This is a genomic window from Pontibacter ramchanderi, from assembly GCF_002846395.1.
GTDB lineage: Bacteria > Bacteroidota > Bacteroidia > Cytophagales > Hymenobacteraceae > Pontibacter > Pontibacter ramchanderi.
Genome location: NZ_PJMU01000001.1, coordinates 251,383 through 273,726 on the forward strand (window position 1 = coordinate 251,383; position 22,344 = coordinate 273,726).

Annotated in this window: 18 protein-coding genes; 6 read left to right on the top strand and 12 right to left on the bottom strand. The window is 48.0% G+C overall.

Features of this window, described 5'->3' with window-relative positions; translation table 11 throughout:
* Positions 1–127 precede the first annotated feature (127 nt).
* From BD749_RS01040 to BD749_RS01060, 5 genes are all read right to left on the bottom strand, one after another.
* A complete protein-coding gene (locus BD749_RS01040) occupies positions 128–1,375 on the bottom strand; it encodes a sulfate adenylyltransferase subunit 1 (RefSeq protein WP_101442529.1) in 1,248 nt (415 codons plus the stop codon).
* Between the two features lie 3 nt (positions 1,376–1,378).
* Positions 1,379–2,284: a sulfate adenylyltransferase subunit CysD gene (cysD, locus tag BD749_RS01045; RefSeq protein ID WP_101442530.1), complete on the bottom strand. Its 906-nt coding sequence runs from the start codon at positions 2,282–2,284 to the stop codon at positions 1,379–1,381.
* A 1-nt stretch (position 2,285) separates the two neighbouring features.
* On the bottom strand, positions 2,286–3,008 hold the full coding sequence (locus BD749_RS01050; protein ID WP_101442531.1) for a phosphoadenylyl-sulfate reductase: 723 nt from the start codon (positions 3,006–3,008) through the stop codon (positions 2,286–2,288).
* The gene (locus tag BD749_RS01055; RefSeq protein WP_101442532.1) at positions 2,974–3,267 is read right to left on the bottom strand and encodes a DUF2061 domain-containing protein; all 294 of its coding nucleotides are present in this window, start codon (positions 3,265–3,267) and stop codon (positions 2,974–2,976) included. The genes BD749_RS01050 and BD749_RS01055 overlap by 35 nt, the downstream gene beginning before the upstream one ends.
* Positions 3,268–3,377: 110 nt before the next feature.
* Entirely contained in the window at positions 3,378–3,794 is a 417-nt protein-coding gene (locus tag BD749_RS01060; RefSeq protein WP_101442533.1) for an RrF2 family transcriptional regulator, read from the bottom strand.
* Positions 3,795–4,188: 394 nt separating this feature from the next.
* Here BD749_RS01060 and BD749_RS01065 point away from each other — a divergent pair, with 394 nt between their 5' ends.
* From BD749_RS01065 to ypfJ, 3 genes are all read left to right on the top strand, one after another.
* Complete coding sequence (locus BD749_RS01065; RefSeq protein WP_101442534.1) at positions 4,189–5,166, top strand: ring-cleaving dioxygenase; 978 nt, start codon at positions 4,189–4,191, stop codon at positions 5,164–5,166.
* Between the two features lie 12 nt (positions 5,167–5,178).
* Positions 5,179–6,030, top strand: a complete 852-nt coding sequence (locus tag BD749_RS01070) for an SDR family oxidoreductase (RefSeq protein ID WP_101442535.1) — start codon at positions 5,179–5,181, stop codon at positions 6,028–6,030.
* A 228-nt stretch (positions 6,031–6,258) separates the two neighbouring features.
* The gene (gene ypfJ, locus BD749_RS01075; RefSeq protein ID WP_101442536.1) at positions 6,259–7,158 is read left to right on the top strand and encodes a KPN_02809 family neutral zinc metallopeptidase; all 900 of its coding nucleotides are present in this window, start codon (positions 6,259–6,261) and stop codon (positions 7,156–7,158) included.
* A 655-nt stretch (positions 7,159–7,813) separates the two neighbouring features.
* Here the strand turns inward: ypfJ and BD749_RS01080 are convergent.
* The gene (locus BD749_RS01080) at positions 7,814–8,968 is read right to left on the bottom strand and encodes a serine hydrolase domain-containing protein (protein ID WP_101442537.1); all 1,155 of its coding nucleotides are present in this window, start codon (positions 8,966–8,968) and stop codon (positions 7,814–7,816) included.
* A 142-nt stretch (positions 8,969–9,110) separates the two neighbouring features.
* On the opposite strand from BD749_RS01080, the gene BD749_RS01085 reads away from it, so the two are divergent.
* The 3 genes from BD749_RS01085 (at position 9,111) to BD749_RS01095 (ending at position 13,506) form a co-directional block, all read left to right on the top strand.
* Positions 9,111–10,082, top strand: a complete 972-nt coding sequence (locus BD749_RS01085; RefSeq protein WP_101442538.1) for an aldo/keto reductase — start codon at positions 9,111–9,113, stop codon at positions 10,080–10,082.
* Between the two features lie 162 nt (positions 10,083–10,244).
* Positions 10,245–10,541 (top strand): GIY-YIG nuclease family protein, encoded by a 297-nt coding sequence (locus BD749_RS01090; protein ID WP_101442539.1) that lies wholly within the window; start codon positions 10,245–10,247, stop codon positions 10,539–10,541.
* Between the two features lie 409 nt (positions 10,542–10,950).
* Positions 10,951–13,506 (top strand): family 20 glycosylhydrolase, encoded by a 2,556-nt coding sequence (locus tag BD749_RS01095; protein WP_101442540.1) that lies wholly within the window; start codon positions 10,951–10,953, stop codon positions 13,504–13,506.
* 95 nt (positions 13,507–13,601) lie between these two features.
* Here BD749_RS01095 and BD749_RS01100 read toward each other — a convergent pair whose 3' ends face one another.
* From BD749_RS01100 to BD749_RS01125, 6 genes are all read right to left on the bottom strand, one after another.
* Positions 13,602–13,844 (bottom strand): hypothetical protein, encoded by a 243-nt coding sequence (locus BD749_RS01100; protein WP_101442541.1) that lies wholly within the window; start codon positions 13,842–13,844, stop codon positions 13,602–13,604.
* A gap of 244 nt (positions 13,845–14,088) precedes the next feature.
* Positions 14,089–15,357, bottom strand: coding sequence for an McrC family protein (locus BD749_RS01105; protein WP_101442542.1), 1,269 nt, complete (start codon positions 15,355–15,357; stop codon positions 14,089–14,091).
* A gap of 4 nt (positions 15,358–15,361) precedes the next feature.
* Positions 15,362–18,142, bottom strand: a complete 2,781-nt coding sequence (locus tag BD749_RS01110; protein WP_218972536.1) for an McrB family protein — start codon at positions 18,140–18,142, stop codon at positions 15,362–15,364.
* Positions 18,143–18,164: 22 nt separating this feature from the next.
* Positions 18,165–18,581, bottom strand: a complete 417-nt coding sequence (locus BD749_RS19285) for a hypothetical protein (RefSeq protein ID WP_180336290.1) — start codon at positions 18,579–18,581, stop codon at positions 18,165–18,167.
* Between the two features lie 51 nt (positions 18,582–18,632).
* Positions 18,633–19,967 carry a hypothetical protein gene (locus tag BD749_RS01120; protein ID WP_143741207.1) on the bottom strand — a complete coding sequence of 445 codons (1,335 nt, stop codon included), beginning with the start codon at positions 19,965–19,967 and terminating at the stop codon, positions 18,633–18,635.
* Entirely contained in the window at positions 19,964–22,258 is a 2,295-nt protein-coding gene (locus BD749_RS01125; protein WP_101442544.1) for a toxin-antitoxin system YwqK family antitoxin, read from the bottom strand. The genes BD749_RS01120 and BD749_RS01125 overlap by 4 nt, the downstream gene beginning before the upstream one ends.
* Between the last annotated feature and the right edge of the window lie 86 nt (positions 22,259–22,344).

Consider the following 22,344-nt stretch of genomic DNA (forward strand, 5'->3'; position numbering starts at 1 on the left):
GGTTATGCCTTTACTATTGGATACATAGATCCTTACAGGATGAGATAAGAGGAAACTATGAAGCAAAAAAAGGGATCGAGGCGACTTGTTAAGGCCTCAATCCCTTTTTTGCATTTGAGAAGGTATACTACTTGATCAAACCGACACCAACTGTCGAATTGGTTTGCTCATCGATTACGATAAAAGCTCCGTTGGCTTTGTTTTCGGCAAAGGAGTCATAGAACAGCTCTTTAGCCGTTCTTAGCTGCACATCGGCAATTTCATTGAGCTTCAGTTCTGCTACTTCAGTGTCGGTTCCTAAGGTCACGACATCTACTAAATTGGAGAGTGCACTTACTTTGGCTTTGGCTGTATTCACGCCGTGCTGCAACAGGTAAGTTCCGCCAACGCGCAGCGGTTTCTTGTCCATCCAGCAAATGGTGGCGTCCAGTTGGCGGCCTTGCTGTGGCAGTTGGCTGATCGGCACGATCATGTCGCCGCGGCTGATGTCCACGTCATCCTGCAGCAGTAGGCTTATGGATTCTTTGGCCTGGGCTGCTTCTATTTCACGACCAAATTTCTCGATGCGGGCGATCGTGGTTTCCTGTCCGCTGGGCAGCACCATAATACGCTCACCTTTGCGCAGCAGCCCGCTGGCTACTTTGCCTGCATAGGCCCTGTAATCGTGAAATTCTTCTGACTTTGGCCGCACCACATACTGCACCGGGAAACGCCCTGCTTCTTCGGACAGGTGCTGCTCCAGTGGCACATTCTCCAGTAAGGTCAGCAGCGGAGCCGCAGTATACCAGGGCATGTGCTCAGAAGTTTTCACCAGGTTCTCTCCGTACAGCGATGACACGGGTATAAAGCTGATCTCCTGTCCCGGAAAACGCACCTTTTCTGCAAAGGCCAGGAATTCGGCTTTGATTTCCTCGAAAGTCGTCTCCGCATAGCCCACCAGATCCATTTTGTTCACACACACCACCACGTTGGGTATGCGCAACAGGCAGGAGATGTAAAAGTGACGGAAGGTCTGCTCCACCACACCGTTGCGGGCATCGACCAGGATCATGGAGACATTGGCATTGGAGGCGCCCGTTACCATGTTGCGGGTATACTCAAAGTGGCCCGGCGTATCGGCGATGATAAATTTGCGCTTGGGCGTGGAGAAGTATATGTGGGCCACGTCGATCGTGATGCCCTGCTCGCGCTCGGCGATCAGGCCGTCAGTCAGCAGCGAGAGATCCACATAGTCCAGGCCTTTCTTTTTGCTGCTGGCCATGATGGCTTCCAGCTTGTCGGTGGTGATCGAGTTGGTCTCGAACAGGAGGCGGCCGATCAGGGTACTTTTCCCATCATCCACACTGCCTGCGGTTGCTATTTTTAGAACGTCCATACCTTAAAAATATCCTGATTGCTTTCTTTTTTCCATCGCCGCCTCCGAACGCTTGTCGTCAATGCGGGCACCACGTTCTGATACCGTCGCACTCAGTATCTCCCCGATAATGTCTTCGATCGCCACGGCCTTTGACTCTACCGCAGCGGTGCAGGTCATGTCGCCCACTGTACGGAAACGTACCGTGCGGGTGCTCACCAACTCGTCCTCCGATACCGTTATGAAACTGGAGTAGGGGAGGATCTGTCCGTCCCGCTCAAAGGTCTCCCGCTCGTGTGCGTAGTAAATGGAAGGTATAGCCAGTTGCTCTTCTTTGATGTAGTTCCATACGTCCAGCTCCGTCCAGTTGCTGATCGGGAAAACACGCACGTTCTCGCCCAGGCTGATGCGGCCGTTGAGCATGTCGAACAGCTCGGGGCGCTGCTTCTTGGCATCCCACTGACCGAAGTCGTTACGCACCGAGAAGATCCGCTCTTTGGCGCGGGCTTTTTCTTCGTCGCGGCGGGCGCCTCCGATGCAGGCGTCAAAGCCAAATTCTTCGATCGCATCCAGCAGTGTCACGGTCTGCAGCACATTCCGGCTGGCATACTTGCCAGTTTCTTCCACCACCTTTTTCTGGTCGATGCTGTCCTGTACGTAGCGCACGATCAGCTCCAGGCCCAGTTCTGCTACCAGTTCATCCCGGAATTGGATGGTCTCTTCGAAATTATGCCCCGTGTCGACGTGCAGCAGGGGGAAGGGTATTTTGCCCGGATAAAAAGCTTTCTGGGCCAGCCTAACGAGGGTGATCGAGTCTTTTCCGCCCGAGAACAACAGCACAGGTTTTTCGAACTGTGCGGCCACTTCCCGGATAATATAAATCGCCTCGTCCTCTAATTCTCTGGGAAATACAGCAGGGTGTATAGCCATGTCAATTTTGTTTAGATGAATAATTTGCATGAAGTCCGCACTCTTTCTGGGTTTGCTCCCACCACCACCTGCCGGCCCGCGGCTCTTCGCCCGGAAGGATGGCCCGGGTGCATGGGGCACAGCCAATGCTTACAAATCCCTGATCGTGCAGTTTGTTATAGGGTACCTGGTTGTCGTGCAGGTAGGCGATCATCTCGTCGTAGGTCCAGTTGATGATCGGGTTGAATTTGATGACCTGGAAGGCCTCGTCCCACTCCAACAGACTGAAGCTGCTGCGGTTGGCGCTCTGTCCGGACCGAAGTCCGGTTACCCACACGTCCACGTGCTGCAGGGCTCTCGTCAGGGGCAGTACCTTGCGCACATGGCAGCAGGCTTTGCGGTTTTCGACAGAGTCATAAAAGCCGTTCACGCCATTTCGGGTGATCAGCCCTTCCACATCGGCGGCCTCCGGAAAGAAGGGTTCTATTTTGCTTTTGTATTTGTATTCGGTATCGGCCCACAAGGTATAGGTCTCCTGGAACAGGCGCCCTGTGTCGAGCGAGAAGATCCGGATGGGCAGTTTTTGGGAGAAGACGGCGTGCGTGATCACCTGGTCTTCCTGGCCCAATGCCGTTGAGAAGGCGACCCTGCCAGGGAATTTGTTGGCTACCCAGGCCAGTGCCTCAGCCAGCGGCAGATTGCTTATTTCCTCAAGCAGAGACGGGAGTTGGTCTTTCAAGTTCATGGGTATCTTTTTTAACAGTGAATCGTTCCCAGACGCGCTCGTGCACATAATAGAGCAGAATCTTGCTGAACACTTCGATGGTACCGATCGAGAAAGCCATTTTCAGCTCGCCCGTGATGAGGTATGAGATAACGATGGTATCGAAGGTGCCCAGCACCCGCCAGGACACCGCCTTGGCAATGCTCTTAAACTTGCTGTCCTTCTGCTGGGGACGGCGTTTTTTGCTGAAAGCTTTCTGTAAGGGTCGATCTAGTAGCATAGTTCTGCTTTGAGCGCTAAAACTACACAAAACCTACCAACTAAGTAGGGTAATTTGCCAAAAAAAATCAGTAATCAGCTATATTTAATATTTAACTGCCTGTACATTAGTTATTTGCGGCCTATCAGGTCGGCAAGTGTTTTGTTTTCGACAATACTCAGGGTATGATCACGTACCTGGCACATGATCAGGTGCATGTTACAGGTAGCTTCGTCGGGACAGTCGCCGCATTTCTCGTAGAAGTTGAGGCTCACGCAGGGTAGCCAGGCAATGGGGCCATTGAGCAGACGAATGACTTTAGCCATTGTTATCTCTTCTGGCTTTTTGATAAGGTAGTAGCCGCCGCCCTTCCCTTTTTTGCTGCCCAGTATACCTGCTTTCTTCAGCTCCAGCAGAATATTCTCAAGAAACTTATGCGAAATACGCTTGCTGGCTGCGATCTCCTGGATGAGCACCGCGCCCTTGTCCTGGTTTTCGGCCAGGTATGTGAGGGCATGGAAAGCATACTTTGTCTTTTTGGACAACATGGGTGTGTACTATTTAAAAATAGGAGGTATAGTCTCCAGAACAAGATCCGGTGAAGGATACAAAATTAACAAATTTTCCTTCAGGAACCCGATACTGGTTCAGGGGCATGTGCTATACCTGGTTAAGGTATGGGCGCTCCAATGAACGCAGGGGGTATAAAAGTCAACTGGCTGAAACTTTTTTAAAATTATTTGTGTATATACAATAAATGTACATACATTTGTATTGCTTTAGAAAGAGGGTGATATGGTCCGGACACACAAGCTACCGGATATAGCGTATACCTAAGCGTAGGAGCTTGATGGTGAAGGTGTTAGATGTCTAACTCGATCCGTCTCAGTTCCGGACACAGTCTTTTTCTAAATAATAGGCAGTACAGTTAAGCTACAGCTCATGAATCAGTTAAAAGGAATACACCACGTAACCGCCATCACCAGCAGCGCCGAAAAGAATTACGACTTCTTTACCCATGTGCTGGGCATGCGCCTCGTGAAAAAAACCGTCAACCAGGACGACATCCAGACATACCATTTGTTTTTTGCCGATGACCGTGGAAGTGCCGGCACCGATATGACCTTCTTTGACTTTCCGGGCATCCCGAAAGGGATACACGGCACCAATGAGATCTCCAAAACCTCGTTCCGGGTACCGACCGATGCCGCCCTGGCGTATTGGGAAAAGCGTTTCGACCGGCTGCAGGTAAAGCATGCAGGTATACAAGAACAGTTCGGCAAGAAGACCCTTGCCTTCGTGGACTTCGATGATCAACAGTACCAACTGATCTCCGACGAAAAGAACAAGGGTGTGGCCGCCGGTATACCCTGGCAAAAAGGGCCTGTTCCGCTGGAGCATGCCATCACCGGATTAGGGCCCATTTTTGTGCGCATCTCCGATTTCGATTCGCTTAAACAGATGCTCGAAAAAGTACTCTTGTTTAAAGAAACAGCGCAGGAGGGGGCCTTCCATTTGTTTGAGGTGGGAGAAGGTGGCAACGGCGCTTCCGTTATTGTAGAAGACAACCCCACCATGCGCCAGGCACAACAGGGTTTCGGGACGGTGCACCACGCCGCCTTCCGGGTAGCAGACCGCGCTGTGCTCGACGAGTGGACCGAGCGCCTGAGCAGGATCGGGCTACCGACTTCCGGCTACGTAAACCGTCATTTCTTTGAGTCCCTCTACGCAAGGGTGGCACCGCAGATCCTGTTCGAGTTCGCCACCGACGGTCCCGGATTCATGGGCGATGAACCCTATGAAACGCTTGGCGAGAAACTCTCCCTGCCGCCTTTCCTGGAACCAAAGCGCGCTCAGATCGAAAAGCTGGTACGCCCGATCGACACAGTTAGAAGTACAAAAGAATTTGTGAAAGAATAAAGGAAGAACGATATGAAAATAGCCATTACAGGTGCAACCGGCCAATTAGGCAGACTGGTTGTGGCCAAACTCAAAGCGAAAGTAGCGTCCGAAAACATTGTCGCGCTGGTGCGCACGCCGGAAAAAGCCCGTGACCTGGGCGTGGAGGTACGCGAAGCGGATTATACCCAGACCGAAGCGCTTGAACGCGCCTTGTCAGGTATAGATACCCTGCTGCTGATCTCTTCCAGTGAGGTGGGGCAGCGGGCCACACAGCACAAGAACGTAATTGAGGCGGCCAAAAAAGCGCATGTGAAACGCATCGTCTATACCAGCCTGCTACATGCCGATACGTCTACGCTGAGCCTCGCATACGAGCACAAGGCCACAGAAGAAATGCTGCGTACCTCAGGTATAGCCCACACGATCTTGCGCAATGGCTGGTACACCGAAAACTACACCGGATCAGTGGCAGCTGCCGTGGCTGGCGGTGCCTTTATTGGCAGCGCCGGAGAGGGCAAAGTGTCCTCTGCCTCACGCGCCGATTACGCCGATGCGGCCGTAGCTGTGTTGACCGAAGAAGGACACGAAGGCAAGGTATACGAACTGGCCGGCGACGAAGCTTATACCTTGAGCGACCTGGCCACTGAGATCTCCCGCCAGACCGGCAAGGACATCCCGTACAAAAACCTGCCTGAGGCAGATTATGCCGCCGCACTCGCCAGCTTCGGGGTACCGGAGGGCTTTGCCAGGGCCATCGCCAATTGGGACGTATCCGCGGCGGGTGGTGCCTTGCACGACGACAGCCGTCAGCTTTCCAGACTCATCGGTCACCCGACCACGCCGATGGCCGAAACCGTGAAAGATGCTTTGAAAGGAATATAATTTTTAGGATTGTGTTTTGGTGTGAATGGTTGGTATAGCTGTCGCTTCTGATAGCTCTACCTTCCTGAAAGAGGCCTGTCAGGTATACCTGGCAGGCCTTCTTTTATTTGCAGACATCCAAGTGAAGCGACCCTCCGTTATACAAGGCTGAAACAGTTATAATTTTCAGGTATAGCACTGGTTATGACCTGTTCAACTCATCACTCACTTTATGCAAAATGAATAACTATGAAATGGCAAGGAAGAAGAAAAAGCAGCAATATAGAAGACCGTAGAGGGCAGTCGGCAGGAGGTTTTGGCGGTGGACGGGGCATCAGTCCCATGCTGCTGGTCCCTTTGTTCCGGCTCCTCTTCTCGAAAGTAGGGCTGGTGATCGTGGGCGTGCTGTTGCTGATCATGTTTTTGACGGGCACCAACCCACTTGCGCTCCTGCAGCAGTTTGTAGGCGGTGAGCCGCAGTATGCACAAACAACAGGCTACCAGCCGAGTCCGGAAGAGCAGGAACTGGCCGACCAGACGGCGGTGGTGCTGGCAGACACCGAAGACGTTTGGAATAAGATGATCGACGGCTACCGGGAGCCTACCCTGGTGCTCTTCTCAGGTCAGGTGCAATCAGCCTGCGGACTTTCCTCGTCCGCTACAGGTCCCTTTTACTGCCCCGGCGACGAGAAGCTGTACATCGACCTAAGTTTTTTTGAGGAAATGGAGCGCAAATTGGGCGCTGGCGGCGACTTTGCCCAGGCCTATGTGGTGGGGCACGAAGTAGGGCATCATATACAAAAGCTCACTGGCACCATGGAGCAGGTAAACGCCATGCGGGGCAGACTGTCGCAAGCCGAGTTTAATCAACTGATGGTGCGGGTAGAGCTGCAGGCCGATTTCTATGCCGGAGTGTGGGCACACCATACCCAGCGCTCCACCGGTTTCCTGGAGCCCGGCGATCTGGAAGAAGCCCTGAACGCCGCCAGCGCCATTGGCGATGACCGACTACAAAAGCAAGCCACCGGCAGGGTCGTGCCCGATTCCTTCACCCACGGCACCTCTGCCCAACGCGTGCGCTGGTTCAAGAAGGGCTTCGATACGGGTGATGTGCGACAAGGCGATACCTTTAATGCCACCGAATTGTAAATGTAATTGACAGGAAGGTATAGTGCCACCCTAAAATTAAAAGCCCTCTCCCGTATTGGAGAGGGCTTTTGTTTTCTACCGGGCTGTTCTGTTTTGTCTCTTTTGATACTGAAAGAAGCAGAAGTGTACCTCTTGAGGACAGGGCTGCTTCTTACTACTTTTTTGTCATCCTGTAAGGATCTTGGTGCAAGAGGGCCCCTACCCCGCAATTAGCAGCAGCTTAACCTCCCGGGGGTAGGGGCCACTGCTGTTCGAAAACTAAGAAATGGGCTCTACAAAGCATCTGTGGTAGGTTTCTGCCAATACAAATTGTCCCCTTAAGGGGGCTACAGGGGTGTTAACAGGGCAGATCATCATGCATTGAAGATAATTCGAAGCAATGCGTCAACTATCTGACAACCCTATGGTCCCCTCAAGGGGACAGTTTGGATACATGCAAACCAGCCTCGATTACCAAAGAAGCGTTTTTTTCAGATATCAAACAGTAGTGAGCAGGGCCCCTCGATTTCCACCGAGTATGTTTACAGCATGATCGTAAGTCTGGAACCTGTTTCTCCAAAATGGATCAGCACTGGCCTCAAGAGCGATATTCTCTATAAACTAGCAGCTATACCTGTAAAGGATAATAGCACTGGACACAGCTTGACAGCGCAGCCTAGTTTATTAAATTCTTGTACAAACTATTGATGACGTCTGCCAGTGCCAGGTTGTATTCATTCACTTCCGGCGCACTTGTCCCGTTGGTGATCACTACAAAGCCGTACTGCTCTTTCGGGTTGAAGAACATGGCGCTGTAGAGTCCGTAGGCATTCCCGGTGTGGCCTACCAACGATATACCTGGAATAAGGTTGCGCTCCGTTTTCAGGGCCAGCCCATAACCGTTATCCGCGATTTTTGCCTGCATTTGTCTGGCACTCTTTTTTGAGATGATCCGGGTGCCTTTGTAGCTGCCCTGGTTCATGTGCATGGTCATGTACCGCGCCAGGTCGGGTGCCGACATTTTCATGCCGCCAGTGGGCGAGAAGATCGGCGTGCTTTTCCCCATCACATAATTTCTGATTTCCTGCCGGCGCGGGTTGTAGGCTGATGGGGAAGGAGTAAAGCTGCTGGAGTCAGCGTTGTATTCATACAGCGTCACGAAGCGGCTGGCGTCGAGTGAGTCCACGTTGTAGCCACCGTAAATGCCGAGCGGGTCGAGTACGTGGCGCTTTACATATTGGTCGAATCGCTCCCCGGTGATCTTTTCCAGAATGGTGCCTGCCATGTTGAAGCCCAGGTTGCAGTACTCATAGCTAGTGCCCGGCTCGTAGTTGTTGTAGCATGCCGCCCAGTTCGGGTTCTTGGCCGGGTCGATGCTGTCGAGTGTAAAGTAGCCCTGGCTGTCGTTGATGCTGGCGGTATGCGAGAGCATCATGCGCAGCGTGATCACCTTGTTCGGGTACCGGGGGTTGCGTACCTCAAAGCCAACCTGTTTGCTCACATCATCCTCCAGCGAAAGCTTCCCCGCCTCGACCAGTTGCATCAGGGCCGTCACCGTAAAGGATTTGGAAATAGAAGCGATCCGGAAGATGTCGTTATTCGTAAGGGGCTTCTGGCTTTCTACGTCCTTTAGCCCGAACGATTTTGTATAGACGATTTCCCCCTTTTTTACGACGGCAACCGATAGCCCGATCATGTCATGCTGCTGCATGATGGCCTGTAAGTCGGCTTCGGTTTTCGCATCCTGCGCATGGCCGGAGAGGGTGAAGGCGAGCACAGTCAGTGTGGTGAGGGTGGCTTTCTTCCAAAGATGTTTCAGCAAAGTCGTCATGGTGTGTGGCTTTTGAGAAGTCTAAGATAAGCATCTCTGCCAGAATATCGTATTTGTGCAATGGATTCAGGCCCGTAAATCGATAACTCTTGTATATTTACAGCAGTATGAAGGCAGAACACACTAAATAAAAACACAAGGTATGGAGTATAGAAGATTTGGCCGCACAGGCTGGCAGGTGAGCGAGATAGGGTATGGGATGTGGGGCATGGCCGGCTGGACCGGTTCGGATGACCAGCAGTCGGAGCGCTCTTTGGATATGGCCGTGGAAGGTGGCTGCAATTTTTTTGATACCGCCTGGGGCTACGGCAAAGGCAAAAGCGAACAGATCCTGGGTCGCCTGCTCAAACGTAATCCAACTAAACGCCTGTACGTGGCAACCAAGATCCCGCCCAAGAACATGAAATGGCCCTCTAAGGCGTCCTATAAACTCGAAGACTGTTTCCCTGCCGAGCACATCATCTCCTATACCGAGAAGAGTCTGCAGAACCTGGGGGTGGAGACCATCGACCTGCAGCAATTCCATGTCTGGGAAGACAGCTGGGCCGAGCAGGAAGAATGGCAGCGAGCCGTAGAGAAACTGAAGGCCGATGGCAAAATCCAGCACATGGGCGTGAGCGTGAACCGCTGGGAACCGGAAAACGTACTCCAGACCCTGCGCACCGGGCACATCAGCAGCGTACAGGTCATCTACAACATTTTCGACCAGGCGCCGGAAGATCAGTTGTTCCCGCTTTGCCGCGAACTCGATATCGCCACCATCGCCCGTGTTCCTTTCGACGAAGGCACCCTCACCGGCACCTTTACCACTGAAACCACTTTCCCGGCAGATGACTGGCGCAGCACCTACTTTGTTCCTGAAAACCTGAAGGCCAGTGTGGCGCATGCCGACCGCCTGAAGCCACTTGTACCAGCTGGCATGAGCATGCCGGAAATGGCCCTGCGCTTTATCCTGAGCAATCCGGATGTGAGCACCACCATACCCGGCATGCGCAAAGCCCATCACGTGAAGGCTAACCTGCAGGCCGGTGACGGAAAGGGTTTGCCAGACGAACTGCTGGACCAGCTTAAGTCGCACCGTTGGGACCGCAAGCCGACGGAGTGGTCGCAGTAGGGGGGAGGAACCACTATTGGCTTTATTTTTTTGTCATTTTATTTTTTTTGTCATCCTGTAAGGATCTTGGTTAGAGGGGTGATAAGCCTATGCCACCTGCGACCAAGATTCTTTCTGAATGACAAAAAAAGTATAATAAAACTGCCGTCACCGTAGTACACTATGAAAAGGCATAACTACTTTGTCTACATCACTACCAATCCAGGCAAAACTGTGCTATATGTGGGGATGACAAATGACCTGGTATATCGGCTTGAGCAGCATAAAGAAAACAGAGGTAAACCTGAGGCGTTTGTAGGTCGCTACTTCTGTTACAAGTTGCTCTACTATGAACGCTATACCTATGTGCAGCATGCTATCGATAGAGAAAAGGAACTGAAGAGTTGGAGCCGTGAGAAGAAAATGGACTTGATAAAAAATGAAAATCCATACCTGCGATTTTTGATGGCTGATCCTTGAATTAAAGCTTCACGTCCTAGCCACCAAGATCCTTACAGGATGACATTAGTTCTTTGATATCATTTACTAAAGTGGTACTGTCTCCTCGACGGGACCATATGAGTGTTGACGGATGGGGTGATGTAATGTAAGGACATTCTTGGTAGAGGCCCGCTTACTACACACCTTTGTCATTCTGTTAAGAATCTTGTTTAAAAGGGCGATAAGCCTATGCTATGCGCTGCCAGAATCCTTACAGGATGATAAAAAAGTGTAGAAGATGAACTCACTGTATCAATGGAGCCCGACTGCATAGATATGCAATCGCACAGGTTCAGTGTCTTCACAACGATTCAGCACCTAAAATTTAGGTTCTACTCATTTTGTGCTATATTTCAGCAAAGATCCACCAGCCTGATTATTAGCGAACATGAGAAAATCCCTGACAGCCCTATGCTGCGCCCTCTTTATCCTGCTTAATTCCTCTTCCTTTGCGCAGGAAAACAGCAGCGCCTTCAACCCGAAGCAGCTCCAGCTGAGCTATGAAATAACAGACGGAAAATACCAGAACAAACCGCAAACGCTGGCCATCCTTACCCTGACCAACACTGGCCAAGCGCCTTTGCCGGCAAGCGGCTGGAGCCTGTATTTTCATTCCTTTCCGGCCCTCAAACCCAAAACGGAGGGTGCACCTGTAAGCGTAGAGCACGTAAACGGCGACCTGCATTACCTGGCACCGACTGCCGCTTTTAAAAGTCTCGCGCCGGGAGCTTCGCAACGCATCGAGCTGGTGTCGGGCGGACAGGTCGTGAACGATTCCAGAACACCGCATGGCTTTTACCTGGTCTGGGACCACGACAAATGTAAAGGACACGCCACAGCGCCGATCAATGTTAAAAAGCCAGACCAGCCCTGGGTGGACTGGGTGCAGGCAAAAGACATCTATGCGCAGAACAAGGTGATCACCGACATCCCCGAAGAAAAGCTGACCAAGGTCTTCCCGACGCCGGCTGTCTACCACGAAACCGGCAAGCCTTTTACCCTCAGCGCCACAGTGCCCATCGTAACCGATGCGGCTTTCATGCGCGAGGCGGATCTGCTGGCCGAGCACTTGGGTACAGTATTCGGCAAGAAGCCGGTGATCAGTATGCTGGGTACGGGCAAAGCGATCCGGCTGCAGCTGAAGAAGGGGATGGGGCCGGAAGCCTACGAACTGCAGGTGAATCCGCAGGAAGTAGTGATCGCCGCCTCTACGCCAGCCGGTGCCTTCTACGGCACGCAATCGCTGAAGACCCTGATCCCGGCAGCGGCACTGGCTAAAAACCAATCTTCTGTTTCACTGCCAGGTGTGCGTGTGTCGGATGCGCCGCGTTTCGGACACCGGGCTTTTATGATGGATGTGTCGCGCAACTTTCAGTCGAAGGAGCAGGTGCTGAAGGTGCTGGACCTGATGGCGCTCTACAAACTGAACGTGCTGCACTTTCACCTGAACGACGACGAGGGCTGGCGCCTGGAGATTCCGGGTCTGCCGGAGCTGACAGAAGTTGGCGGCAGACGCGGCCATTCAATAGACGAGAAGGATCATTTGCAGCCATCGTACGGATCAGGTCCGGAGGCCGACAAGACCAGCGGCAGCGGGCACTATACCAAAACCGACTTTATCGAAATTCTGAAGTATGCGACGGAGCGCCACATCAAGGTGATCCCTGAGATCGAAACACCGGGTCATGCCCGGGCCGCCATCAAGTCGATGGATGCCCGCTACGCCCGCCTGGTGCAGGAGGGAAAACCGGAAGAAGCCAAACGTTACCTGCTCCGCGACCTGGAAGACAAGTCGGTGTACCGCTCGGTGCAGAACTGGAACGATAACGTGATCAATGTGGCGCTGCCATCCACCTATACCTTCCTCGAAAAGGTGGTAGACGAGATCCTGGCCATGTACCAGGAAGCCGGTGCTCCGATCCGGACCATCCACATGGGTGGCGACGAAGTGCCGAACGGCGTGTGGGAGAAGTCGCCTGCAGTAGAAACTTTTATAGCGTCTAACCCGAGCATAAAAGGTAAATATGATCTTTGGGACTACTTTTTCGGCAAGGTGAACGACATGTTGAAAGCCCGCAAGCTATACCTGTCGGGATGGGAAGAAATTGGCCTGACAAGGGTACAGCAGAACGGCAAGAACGTGTATGTGCCCAACCAGGATTTCAAGGACAAGAACTTTCATGTGGATGTCTGGAATAACCTCTGGGGCGCAGAGGACCTGGCCTATCGCATGGCGAACGCCGGCTACAAGGTGGTGCTCACCAATGCTTCCAACCTATACCTGGACCTGACCTATCAGAAAGCCTACGAAGAGCCGGGCCTGTACTGGGCAGGGTTCCTTGATGTGGACAAGCCTTTCTACTTCATCCCTTACGATTACATGAAGAACCAGAAGGTGGATACCGACAACAAACCGATCAACCCGGCGGTGGTCTTTAAAGGAAAAGAGCGGCTGACTGCCTATGGACGGACCAATATTGTAGGCCTGCAGGCGCCGCTTTGGTCCGAGATGATCAAAACGCCGGAGCGACTGGAGTACATGCTGCTGCCGAAGCTGTTGGGTCTGGCTGAGAGAGCCTGGGCGCCTGATCCGGCCTGGGCCACCGAGCCGGATGCCGCCAAAGCCAATACCGCCTACAACCAGGCCTGGTCTGCCTTCGTGAACGTGCTGGGCAAACGGGAGCTCCCGCGCTTAAGTTACTATGCCGGTGGTTTTCAGTACCGTATACCTACAGCCGGAGCTGTGGTCGAAAACGGCAAAATACTGGCAAATGTGCAGCTGCCAGGTTTCATCATCCGCTATACCACCGATGGCTCGGAGCCGACCGAAAAAAGCAAGGTATACACCGGCCCGATCAGCGATAAAGGGGAAGTGAAGCTGAAAGTGTTTTCGCCTGCCGGAAGATCTGGCCGTGTGGTGACAGTTGTGAACAAGGCAAGCTAATCAGACAGCCGCCTACCTCCATTGAGTGACAAGTAAAAAGGTCTGCCAGGTATACCTGACAGACCTTTTTTTTATGCGTCGACTTGTGGAAGCGTTTATTCTGAACCTGCAGCAGACTCCTGCACAGGAAAGTGATTTTTCCGGAGATTCATGCCATAGGTATAGTTCGTTGACAGGATCACATCGTTGCAATCAAAATGTTTGATCACCCCATCTTTTTGCAAGGCGACCACCCAGCAGGTGTTCTGGTGCATGCCGTAATCGATGATGAAAATTGCCTGGCCCGTCCCCAAAGGCGTTTCGACCAGTATCGAAGGTTTTAATTGAAGTATAGACATATGGTGCGTTCTAAGTTTGTTGGTTTCGAGTCTTTAACTGTTAAACCCAGCAATAGTTTAGACCACATCTGTTTCTGATTTCTTTGATTTAGGGTGCAGCACACGCCTAGGAGCAATGCAGTTAGTTCATTCTCGTAGGGACAGGTCGCGACCTGTCCGAATCGTGCACGGGGTAATTTGTCTGGATCAGGATTTACAGGATTAGAGGATTTGCAGGATTCAGGGATTTGCAAGATTGAGTCAGCTACTCTCTGTAACCTGACCAATCATATATTGCATCAAAAATCGATTTTTGCCAGGCATCGATGGAATCTTGAACAGGTAATGTAATGATACTACATTCTTTATCCGTTTCTATACCTGTACTAGAACAAAGGTATTTCCCGTTTTTCAGCCCTTTCTCTCCGCCAGGATAAACCAGCGCGACTTTTTTTGCATGGTAATATTGGTGGTATACATACAACTGCCTTAGATCATCAGGGGAAGGGTTGTAACCGTTCAGGTTCTTCCATTTGGTATCCAAAACTACACAGTCAGTTTTATCTTTGTTGATGACAATATCAGGTTTGATTTTGCTACGACTCCCGTGCGTTGGCTTCCAGAAATACTTGTGCACCTGATCGTGTAAAGTATAGCTGAGGTTTGCTTTCCGAAAGCCTTTTCGAAGGCTCACGTACACAAAACGCTCCCACAACATATTCATGTCAAACATCAGGGCGAGTACGTGGTTTTGCCCTTTGCTTACATCCGGATGGTAGTTGAGCAGCAGCATACGGGCAATCTCAAGTGCTTTGCTGTAGCTTTCTGTTTTGCGGTTAAGTGTGATCTTTTCGAAAGTGGCTTCTGATACTTTCAGATCCTGTTGCTCCGGGAAGTTTAACAGCAGCGAACCGATCTTACTATGTAGCGCAGTATTGGTATTGATTTGCTTTAGTAGCAGTAAAGTTTTGTATAAGATCTGGTGCAGTTGGTGCTGCACATCATAGGTAGTGTGTCGCACATAAAATCGCTCTTGGTGGACCAGATTTTTCTGGATGTGCTGCGCAAACTGTATACTACCTTTTAGTGCTGTTGCATTACTTTCAGTTTTACGGTATTTCTTTACCAGTCCGCGATGCAGCAGATACTCTACTTCCTGCAGGTATAGCGCAAAGTACAGGTCCAGAATAGAGTTGGAGCGCAGGCTTAGGTCGCTGGTCGTCGGAGCCTGTATGTTAAACAGACCGACTGCTTTGAGCATACCGATCAGCATACCGTGCCACTTAGTAATGCTATCGTTTTTATCTGCTTTTGGGAGCACTTCAATGGTTAGGCCTCCAACCTGCAACACACCTACATACTCCGTGAACCTGACACCTCTATGGATTAAGGTATAGTAGGGGACACCTTCCTCACCATGGAAAGCCTGCAGCGACTGCAATTGTTTGTCGGTGAGGCGTTTCTTTGGCTCACCTTTATGTGCCCAGAGACTGCTATGCTCAAATACCCGCAGAGGGTTTTCCTGTTCAAGCATATGTCTACTTCATTAACTTCTCCAGAGCCGATTTAAAGTCATCGTCTGACAGTCGGTCTTTACCTATTAGTTCGGCTAAATGGTATACCTGTTTTTCAGATAGACCAGCAGGATCGTAATTGCCGAAAGAGGCAAATATATCAGCCTCTTCAACTTTATCCAGTTCCTTGAAAAAGCCCTCACCCAGCACCAAGCCTATCTTGCCGTAGTCGCCGTAGAAATACTCCTGCAGCAGCGGAATGATCTTGTTCTGGAAAGCAGCTCGTAGGTTATCGGTGTTCTTAACGCAGAGAAAATAACTATGCCCGATCAGGTTGTCTTTGCCCAATAGCTTCTCTATTCTACGGTTTATTTTCTGAAGGATGTCAGCCAGTTTGTAGCCTTCCACTTCCTGCTGAAGCCCTTCCAGATCATACCTTGGTGGCATTTCAACAAAGCTGAAGCGGCGGCGCAGGGCAGTGTCCAAAGCCTCTACACTACGGTCGGCAGTATTCATGGTGCCGATGATGTATAGGTTGGCTGGTACACCAAACTTCTCTTTGCTGTAGGGGAGGGTGACTTCCAGTTGTTCGTCTTTACCAAGACGCTTGTCTTCTTCGATTAGTGTGATGAGTTCTCCGAAGATTTGGGAGACGTTGCCGCGATTGATTTCGTCGATGATGAGGATGTAATCTTTATTTTGTGCTGTTTCAGTTTGGATCGATAATTTATACCTTAATTTAAGGTGTTCGCTTATGCTAACCGTGTATGGCTTCCAATCCCGTATCTTCCCATAGAAGAGATAGTCTCGAACCATATCCTTTGTGATGACCATTGGAGTTGCTGTAACAGTCTCTGGTCTGGCAATAAAGTTCTTGTTAGAGTTAACTGTAATCTTATAAGGCTTGTTGTGTCGGGGAGTGTGAAGTAATAGGAAGTCCTCCGCTTGTATGTCCTCTGTAAATTGCTCGTATACTTCGTCAAAATTGTCTGAGCCTTCCTTAGTGGTAGCTTTGTCACAGATCTTCTTGAAGATACCAGGTTCAACCTTATAGGAAATGATCGTGTTCCCGTCCTTATCAAAAGCTTCCTGTGGTTTTATACCTTCGATGAAGTCTTCATAGCTCATGCTCTGATGGAAGGTTGTAAACATTATCTGACCTTCAGCCACTTTATTCTCGAACACTTTCTTTAGTGTAAACCTGTCTATACCTTCCGTTTGTTCACCAAGAATTTCTAAGGCCTTGTTAATGGTATTATAAGTCTTGCCTGTACCTGGTGGGCCGAACAAAATCTGGTTTAGAGGCATTTTAAATTCTTTTGCGTTAGTTTTAATCGGATCATCTTTAGTGTCAGTACTGTCAACGTTGGAATTAGAGTCATGCACAAGTTTCGCCATAAAATAAGGTTCAATAAGCAATTTATTGGCTTCCTCTAACTCTTCTAAATCTATAGCTACACAAGTTGTTCTGCTATTAGGTGTCCACCACTTTTGCTTGCCTGTATATTTAGTTTTGTTTTTTGGTATAGCAATTATATCAAATGGTCGCTCTAACCATCCTTCATCCCCATAACTGTTGTAGGTAGCCGAAGTTGCAGGGCCTGTTATTTTTCCTAGAAGACTTACAGCTTGATTTCTATTCCCGGGGGTAAGATAAAAGTAGTCACCTATTCTGATTTTACTTGAATAAACAAACCCTTGGCTTTCACGTGTTTGGCCTAGAGGTTTTGTGTTCTGGTGCACAATAATTTTTTTCTGATCTATGCAATCAGCTATTTCTTGATCATTGAAGTCCCCCATAGAGATTTTGTATACTGAGGCATCTCCAATCTCTATCTCTTCTAATCCTTTATCCAGCATCCTGTATAATATATCTTGAGCCAATACTTTACGGTTTGTATCTTTGAAAGCATCAGTTGGTAAAAGTGTATCAACCAAACTAAGTAGATCACTGTCTGTCACCACATATTCAGAGATAAAGCTATCTAACAGCTCTAGGTAATGTAGATATTTCTCACCTACCTTTTTAGGCTTTATACCTAATAACTTGCAGTACTTCTGATAAAATGAATCTTTGTAGAAAGCATACTTATCAGGATTGTAGTAGGTAAGGAGGGTGGCCATCGTCCGTTCGTCATGATGGTGTGAGTGTTTCGGATTAGGCTGCAGTTCTCTGAAAAGCTTCAGCGTTTCGGAGTTAAAGGAGTTTAGCCTCTCAGCCAGGGGAAGCTCCTCATTGAAGAGTAATTTGAAACAAGCCCTGTATTCCTCTGGTCTGTCCTTTGCGAGGTGGTGGACAACGCCTATACCTACTCCATAAATCAGATTTGCAAAATCAATAGACTTGATCTCTGCCGTAAAATCAGCGGCATCCAGATTTGGCCTGCTACGATAAGTTTGAAGGAGCCGCCATTTGTATAGCTCGTCCTGAAGGCCATTGAGGCGGAGATCTTCTTTATATTTTCGGATAAGATCATTTATTGGGTCAGAAGTTTTAGCGCTAACAGAACTATTGCCATTTATGCCACACAAAGTGGCATATTTAGTTAATTCATTAGTAGCATAATCGATAAGGCTACTAATATTATCTAGATCACCCTCTGCTTCTGGTTTAAAGTTTCTCCCATTTTTTACTAATTCACGTGATGCTGGCTGAACAATCTTATCTGTGACATCTGCAGCTTGGATCCAAATAGTGCATTCTATTGACGAAGTTTCAGGGCGTAACTTAAAAGCCCAGTCATTTTTATCAATGACCTTCTGTATACCTTTCCTGATTTGGGCAAGCGCTTCTGAGTTTAGCATAGTTTAGGCCTCTATTCCGGTGTTAGTATTCTTCTTCAGCCAGTACATCTTCTGTTTCATCATACAGATAATCATCTTCTTCTTCCTCTTCATCATCTATGTAACTTGATGTGTAGCAATTTCCTCCTTCTCCTGTTATTGTGACAGTATATTCATAGCCTCTGTCACTTGTGAAACTGGCAGATCCTCCACTAATATCGGTGGAACTGAAGTGTGAATCGTCTAACCAGCCACCGTTAGGCCAATGGATAGTTGTTAAATCATCGTCCTCTATCTCAACTTCCAAGGTGTAAGTAGAACTGTTGCCAGTGTTAGGATTGTAATAGTCAACTTCTGCACAATAGGTACCGTCAGAGTAACTACCATAAGCATAATCTTCATTTGCACCACAACCAAATAGTAGTATTGCGATAAATGTAAAAGGTAGTAGTTTTTTCATTAAGGGAAGTGTATAAAGTTTTATGTTTTTTCTAAGCCAATAATTTGGCCCTTACCTCATCTCAGGAGTCTCACCGTGTTTATAAAGCATATATAACAATCTAGAGACTTCGAAGCGTGTATTATCCTCCAGGCCAGACTTCTTCCTAGCCTCAGCATCGTTCATACCCTTTAATAGCGCATTTAAATAGAAATAGTAATGTTGCAACATATGGTGGAAAGCACCATTTAGGCTGCATTTCAATTTTGGTATCTGTTCTTGATCGTAGCGGGCTCTGTCTATCACCTCATCAACTATATAAAAGGCTTCCTTCATAACTTCTGGTTTGCCAGACGGACCTAGCGTGAGCGGTTTGTAAACCTTTAAGTAATGCTTGTTTAATCCCAAGTTACTTCCAGTTTTATCTTTCAAAGAAATAATTGTCGGACTATCAATCAGATTAAGTTGCCGTTGTTTATTGAAATAACTAAGTATATACTGTCCGTGGCTTCCATAATCCTGGATAAGAGATGTTAATGCATCAAATTCAAATCCTAAAGTAATTGGCTGGGGATAGTGTGCATGGGCAATGTGCCCAACCACTGTCACGGCGGAGTCCTCACTGAAAATGATCTCTTCGATCACAATCAAATCAATTAGTGTTATGTACTCAGGATTAAACTCTATTGCTTCTGGACGAACTGAATCAAAAAGGTTCGCTTGCCTGTTATCCTCTCTTTCTTCAAATTCAGGAGGCATAGCTATAGCCGCATATACTAGCGGGTGGGGATAACCTACGATTGTTTCATCATGGCCCAAGTTATAGAGTAAGTCTATATTTAAGGGATCTAAATAAATATCCAGAAACTTCAGGTATGGCTTGTGTTGCTTATAAACTTTGGTTTTTCTGAAAGTCCGAGGATACTGATTTTTCAGAGTAGCTATCTCTCCATAACAATCTAATCGTTTAAGGGCGCTTAGCTCCGCCAGTACCAATTTAGGGCTTACATAATCAAGTATAGTATCATACAAGAGAATTGTATATTCGTGCGTCGGATGGCCAAGTTCCGGCAATATGTCAAAGGCACTCCGATTCTGAGCCTTCGCTTTCTGAAGCTGCTCCAGGTCTGTGAGTACAGGTGCATACAAATGTTTCTCAGCAGCAGCTTTCAGCTGCAGTAGTGTCAAGTCTATAGATTTGTCAGAGATTTTTTTCTTTCGTGACAGCTTCCAGAGTATTTCTTTGTTTGTGTTAGAAGCAGGCAGGCCAAACTTTTCCAATATCCCTTCTTCCAGACCAATCACTTCTTCAAACAAGTCGCCGTCCTTTTCAGGACCTCCTTTACGCTCTAATTCTTTGTACTTGTTGTAATAGAGGCGGAGCATTTCTTCTACTGTTAAACTCATTTCAGTGCTCCCTCTTTGTAGTTTTCTTTTCTAATCGCCTTATTATTGCTGTCCAGATAAGTGGTTCTGCCATTTCGAAGCCCATTCTTAATCTTTCTTTCCTCTTTTAGCCCTGCAGTAGCATCGTAGTAAACAAACTCACCAGAATAAGGCTGACCTGCCAGTGTGCGGTACTTCTCGCTGTGGGCTTGCCCTTTCTCATAGTTCAATTCCATCACCACCTGCTGGCTTGGATAGGTATAAGTCCATTGACCTATTTTGTCTTCCTTGAGATACTTGCCTGTGATCAGCGACTCACCAGCCGGGGTGGTCATTTTGTATTCTCCGTCTTTGTAACCATAAACTTTACTGGAGGTGATGCCTGTTAGATTAAGGAACAACCTTTCAAAATCATTATGATGAATCTTTTCCTGCCTGAAAATTCTGTATTCCTGTGAAACGATCTTATCATCAAAATACTCTGACTGTCGACATATGAAGCTGCTTGAGTTTTCATTGTAAATCTCATACCTATTCATGATCTTCTCACCGGCAGAGTCATAAATGGTTAGGTCTCTTAAATCACCGTTTTCAAAAATTTTCTTTTCAGCAGGTTTACCAAGCTCATTCCATTCTATTAACTCACCGTTTAGTTTGCCTGCACGAAAATGGGAAGTTGTAAGGATTAGGTTCCTATCAAAATAAGAGATCCATTTACCCTCTTCTTTGCCGTTCTTATATTCTCCTGCATAGTAAAGCCAGGAGCGGGAATCGTCAGGATTGTTGTGAATATAGCCTTCTAGCCATTGACCATGCTTTTCATCATTCAGATAGGAGCCTTTGTCGACTAATATATTTGTTGAGTCCCTATACTCATAATCGCCATTTTTTAAATCGTCTTTATAAAATGTCTTCACCAGGGCCGGGAAGGCCTTATAAGTAATAATTTGTCTTCCTTGTGAATTGTCTTCTACTTCTTCCATGAAGAAATACCGCTTTTCTAAGCCGTTTTTCTTATCGTTCGAATAGTTAGATTCAAGCATTACTTGTCCGCTACGGCTGCCTACCGGGATGAAATATGACCAAATACCTTCTCTTTTGTCATTGGCATAGCGGCCTTCTTTAAGCTTTGTTAGCATATAATAGTAAGTCCATTTGCCATGCTTTAGTCCATTGTTGTATTCGCCTTCACAATCAGTATCCCACACAAAGTCTTGTTCACCGGTTTCGGTATCCGTTAACTTCAGCTTAACTTTTCTTTTATAAGGTCCGTGTAGTTTCCCATTAGCATAGGTTGCTATTTGAAGAGAGTCGCTCCCTATGAACTCCTTAGCCTCTCCATGCTTTAATCCATCTTTGTAATGCCAGTATTCGAGAGGTTCTTCTTGACCGTCTGCTACATAATAGCTGGTCCATTTCCCGCTTTTCTTCCCGTCTATGGTCGAACCAACTACTTTTATCGTAGGTTTTTCGGTCTCCGAATCATAGTAATAGTCAATAAAATTTCCTGTTTGTACTCCATTCACATATTCCTTTTCCTCAGAAAGCAGACCTCCTTCATAGATTTTAGCAAGACCATGTACTTCACCATTCAGCATAGTATATTCTGCTGTTTTGTCACCATCTTCATCGAATTCTACAAACTTGCCGTTGCCTTTACCATTTAAGTAATTACCCTGTTTTTGTAATTGGCCATTATCATAGTAGGACTTAAATGCACCATGCAATTCACCATCCTTAAGCGTATACTCTGCTTCTATCTCGCCATCTTCATGATAACTTGTTTTCTTGCCATTATTGGGGTCGTACACTCCGGCTTTCTTGATGACAGTAATTTGGTAGGCAGTAATGCTGCGCTCTGACCAGTCATCGTCTTCTCTTTTCTCAGTATTGATTTTAACGAGATGGGAGTTGTTGGCATACGTTGAGATTAACTCGTTGTCTTCTATAGCACTGCTTACAAGCTTATAACCTGAAGAGGTAATAGAGTTGGCGATAAGGGTATAGGCAGGTTTATTAAAAACTGTATAAGTCACCTTGTTAGGATGCCCTTCATAAGTAAATAACTTAAACCAGGCATTTGCTTTATCACTGTAATAGTCCTTATTGTAAGACCAGGTGATGGTATTGTAGTTATAGTCATCGCCCTTTTTGGAATCGTGATAAACCCACCCTTTGGCTGAAAGCGTAGTATTGACACTTTCCCAGCTTTGCTTGTCGCAAAGGGTTACTAGTTCTTGAAGCGTTAGCTTTTGTGAAAAAGCGTTGGTAGATAATAATAGTGTAATCAGTAATGGTAAAAGTGTTTTCATTGATGCTGAAATGGAAAATAGTGAACGTCCTATGTTATAGCGCGAAATTACGGAAGAGATTTCTTAGTATAATCAAATTTTGTGAC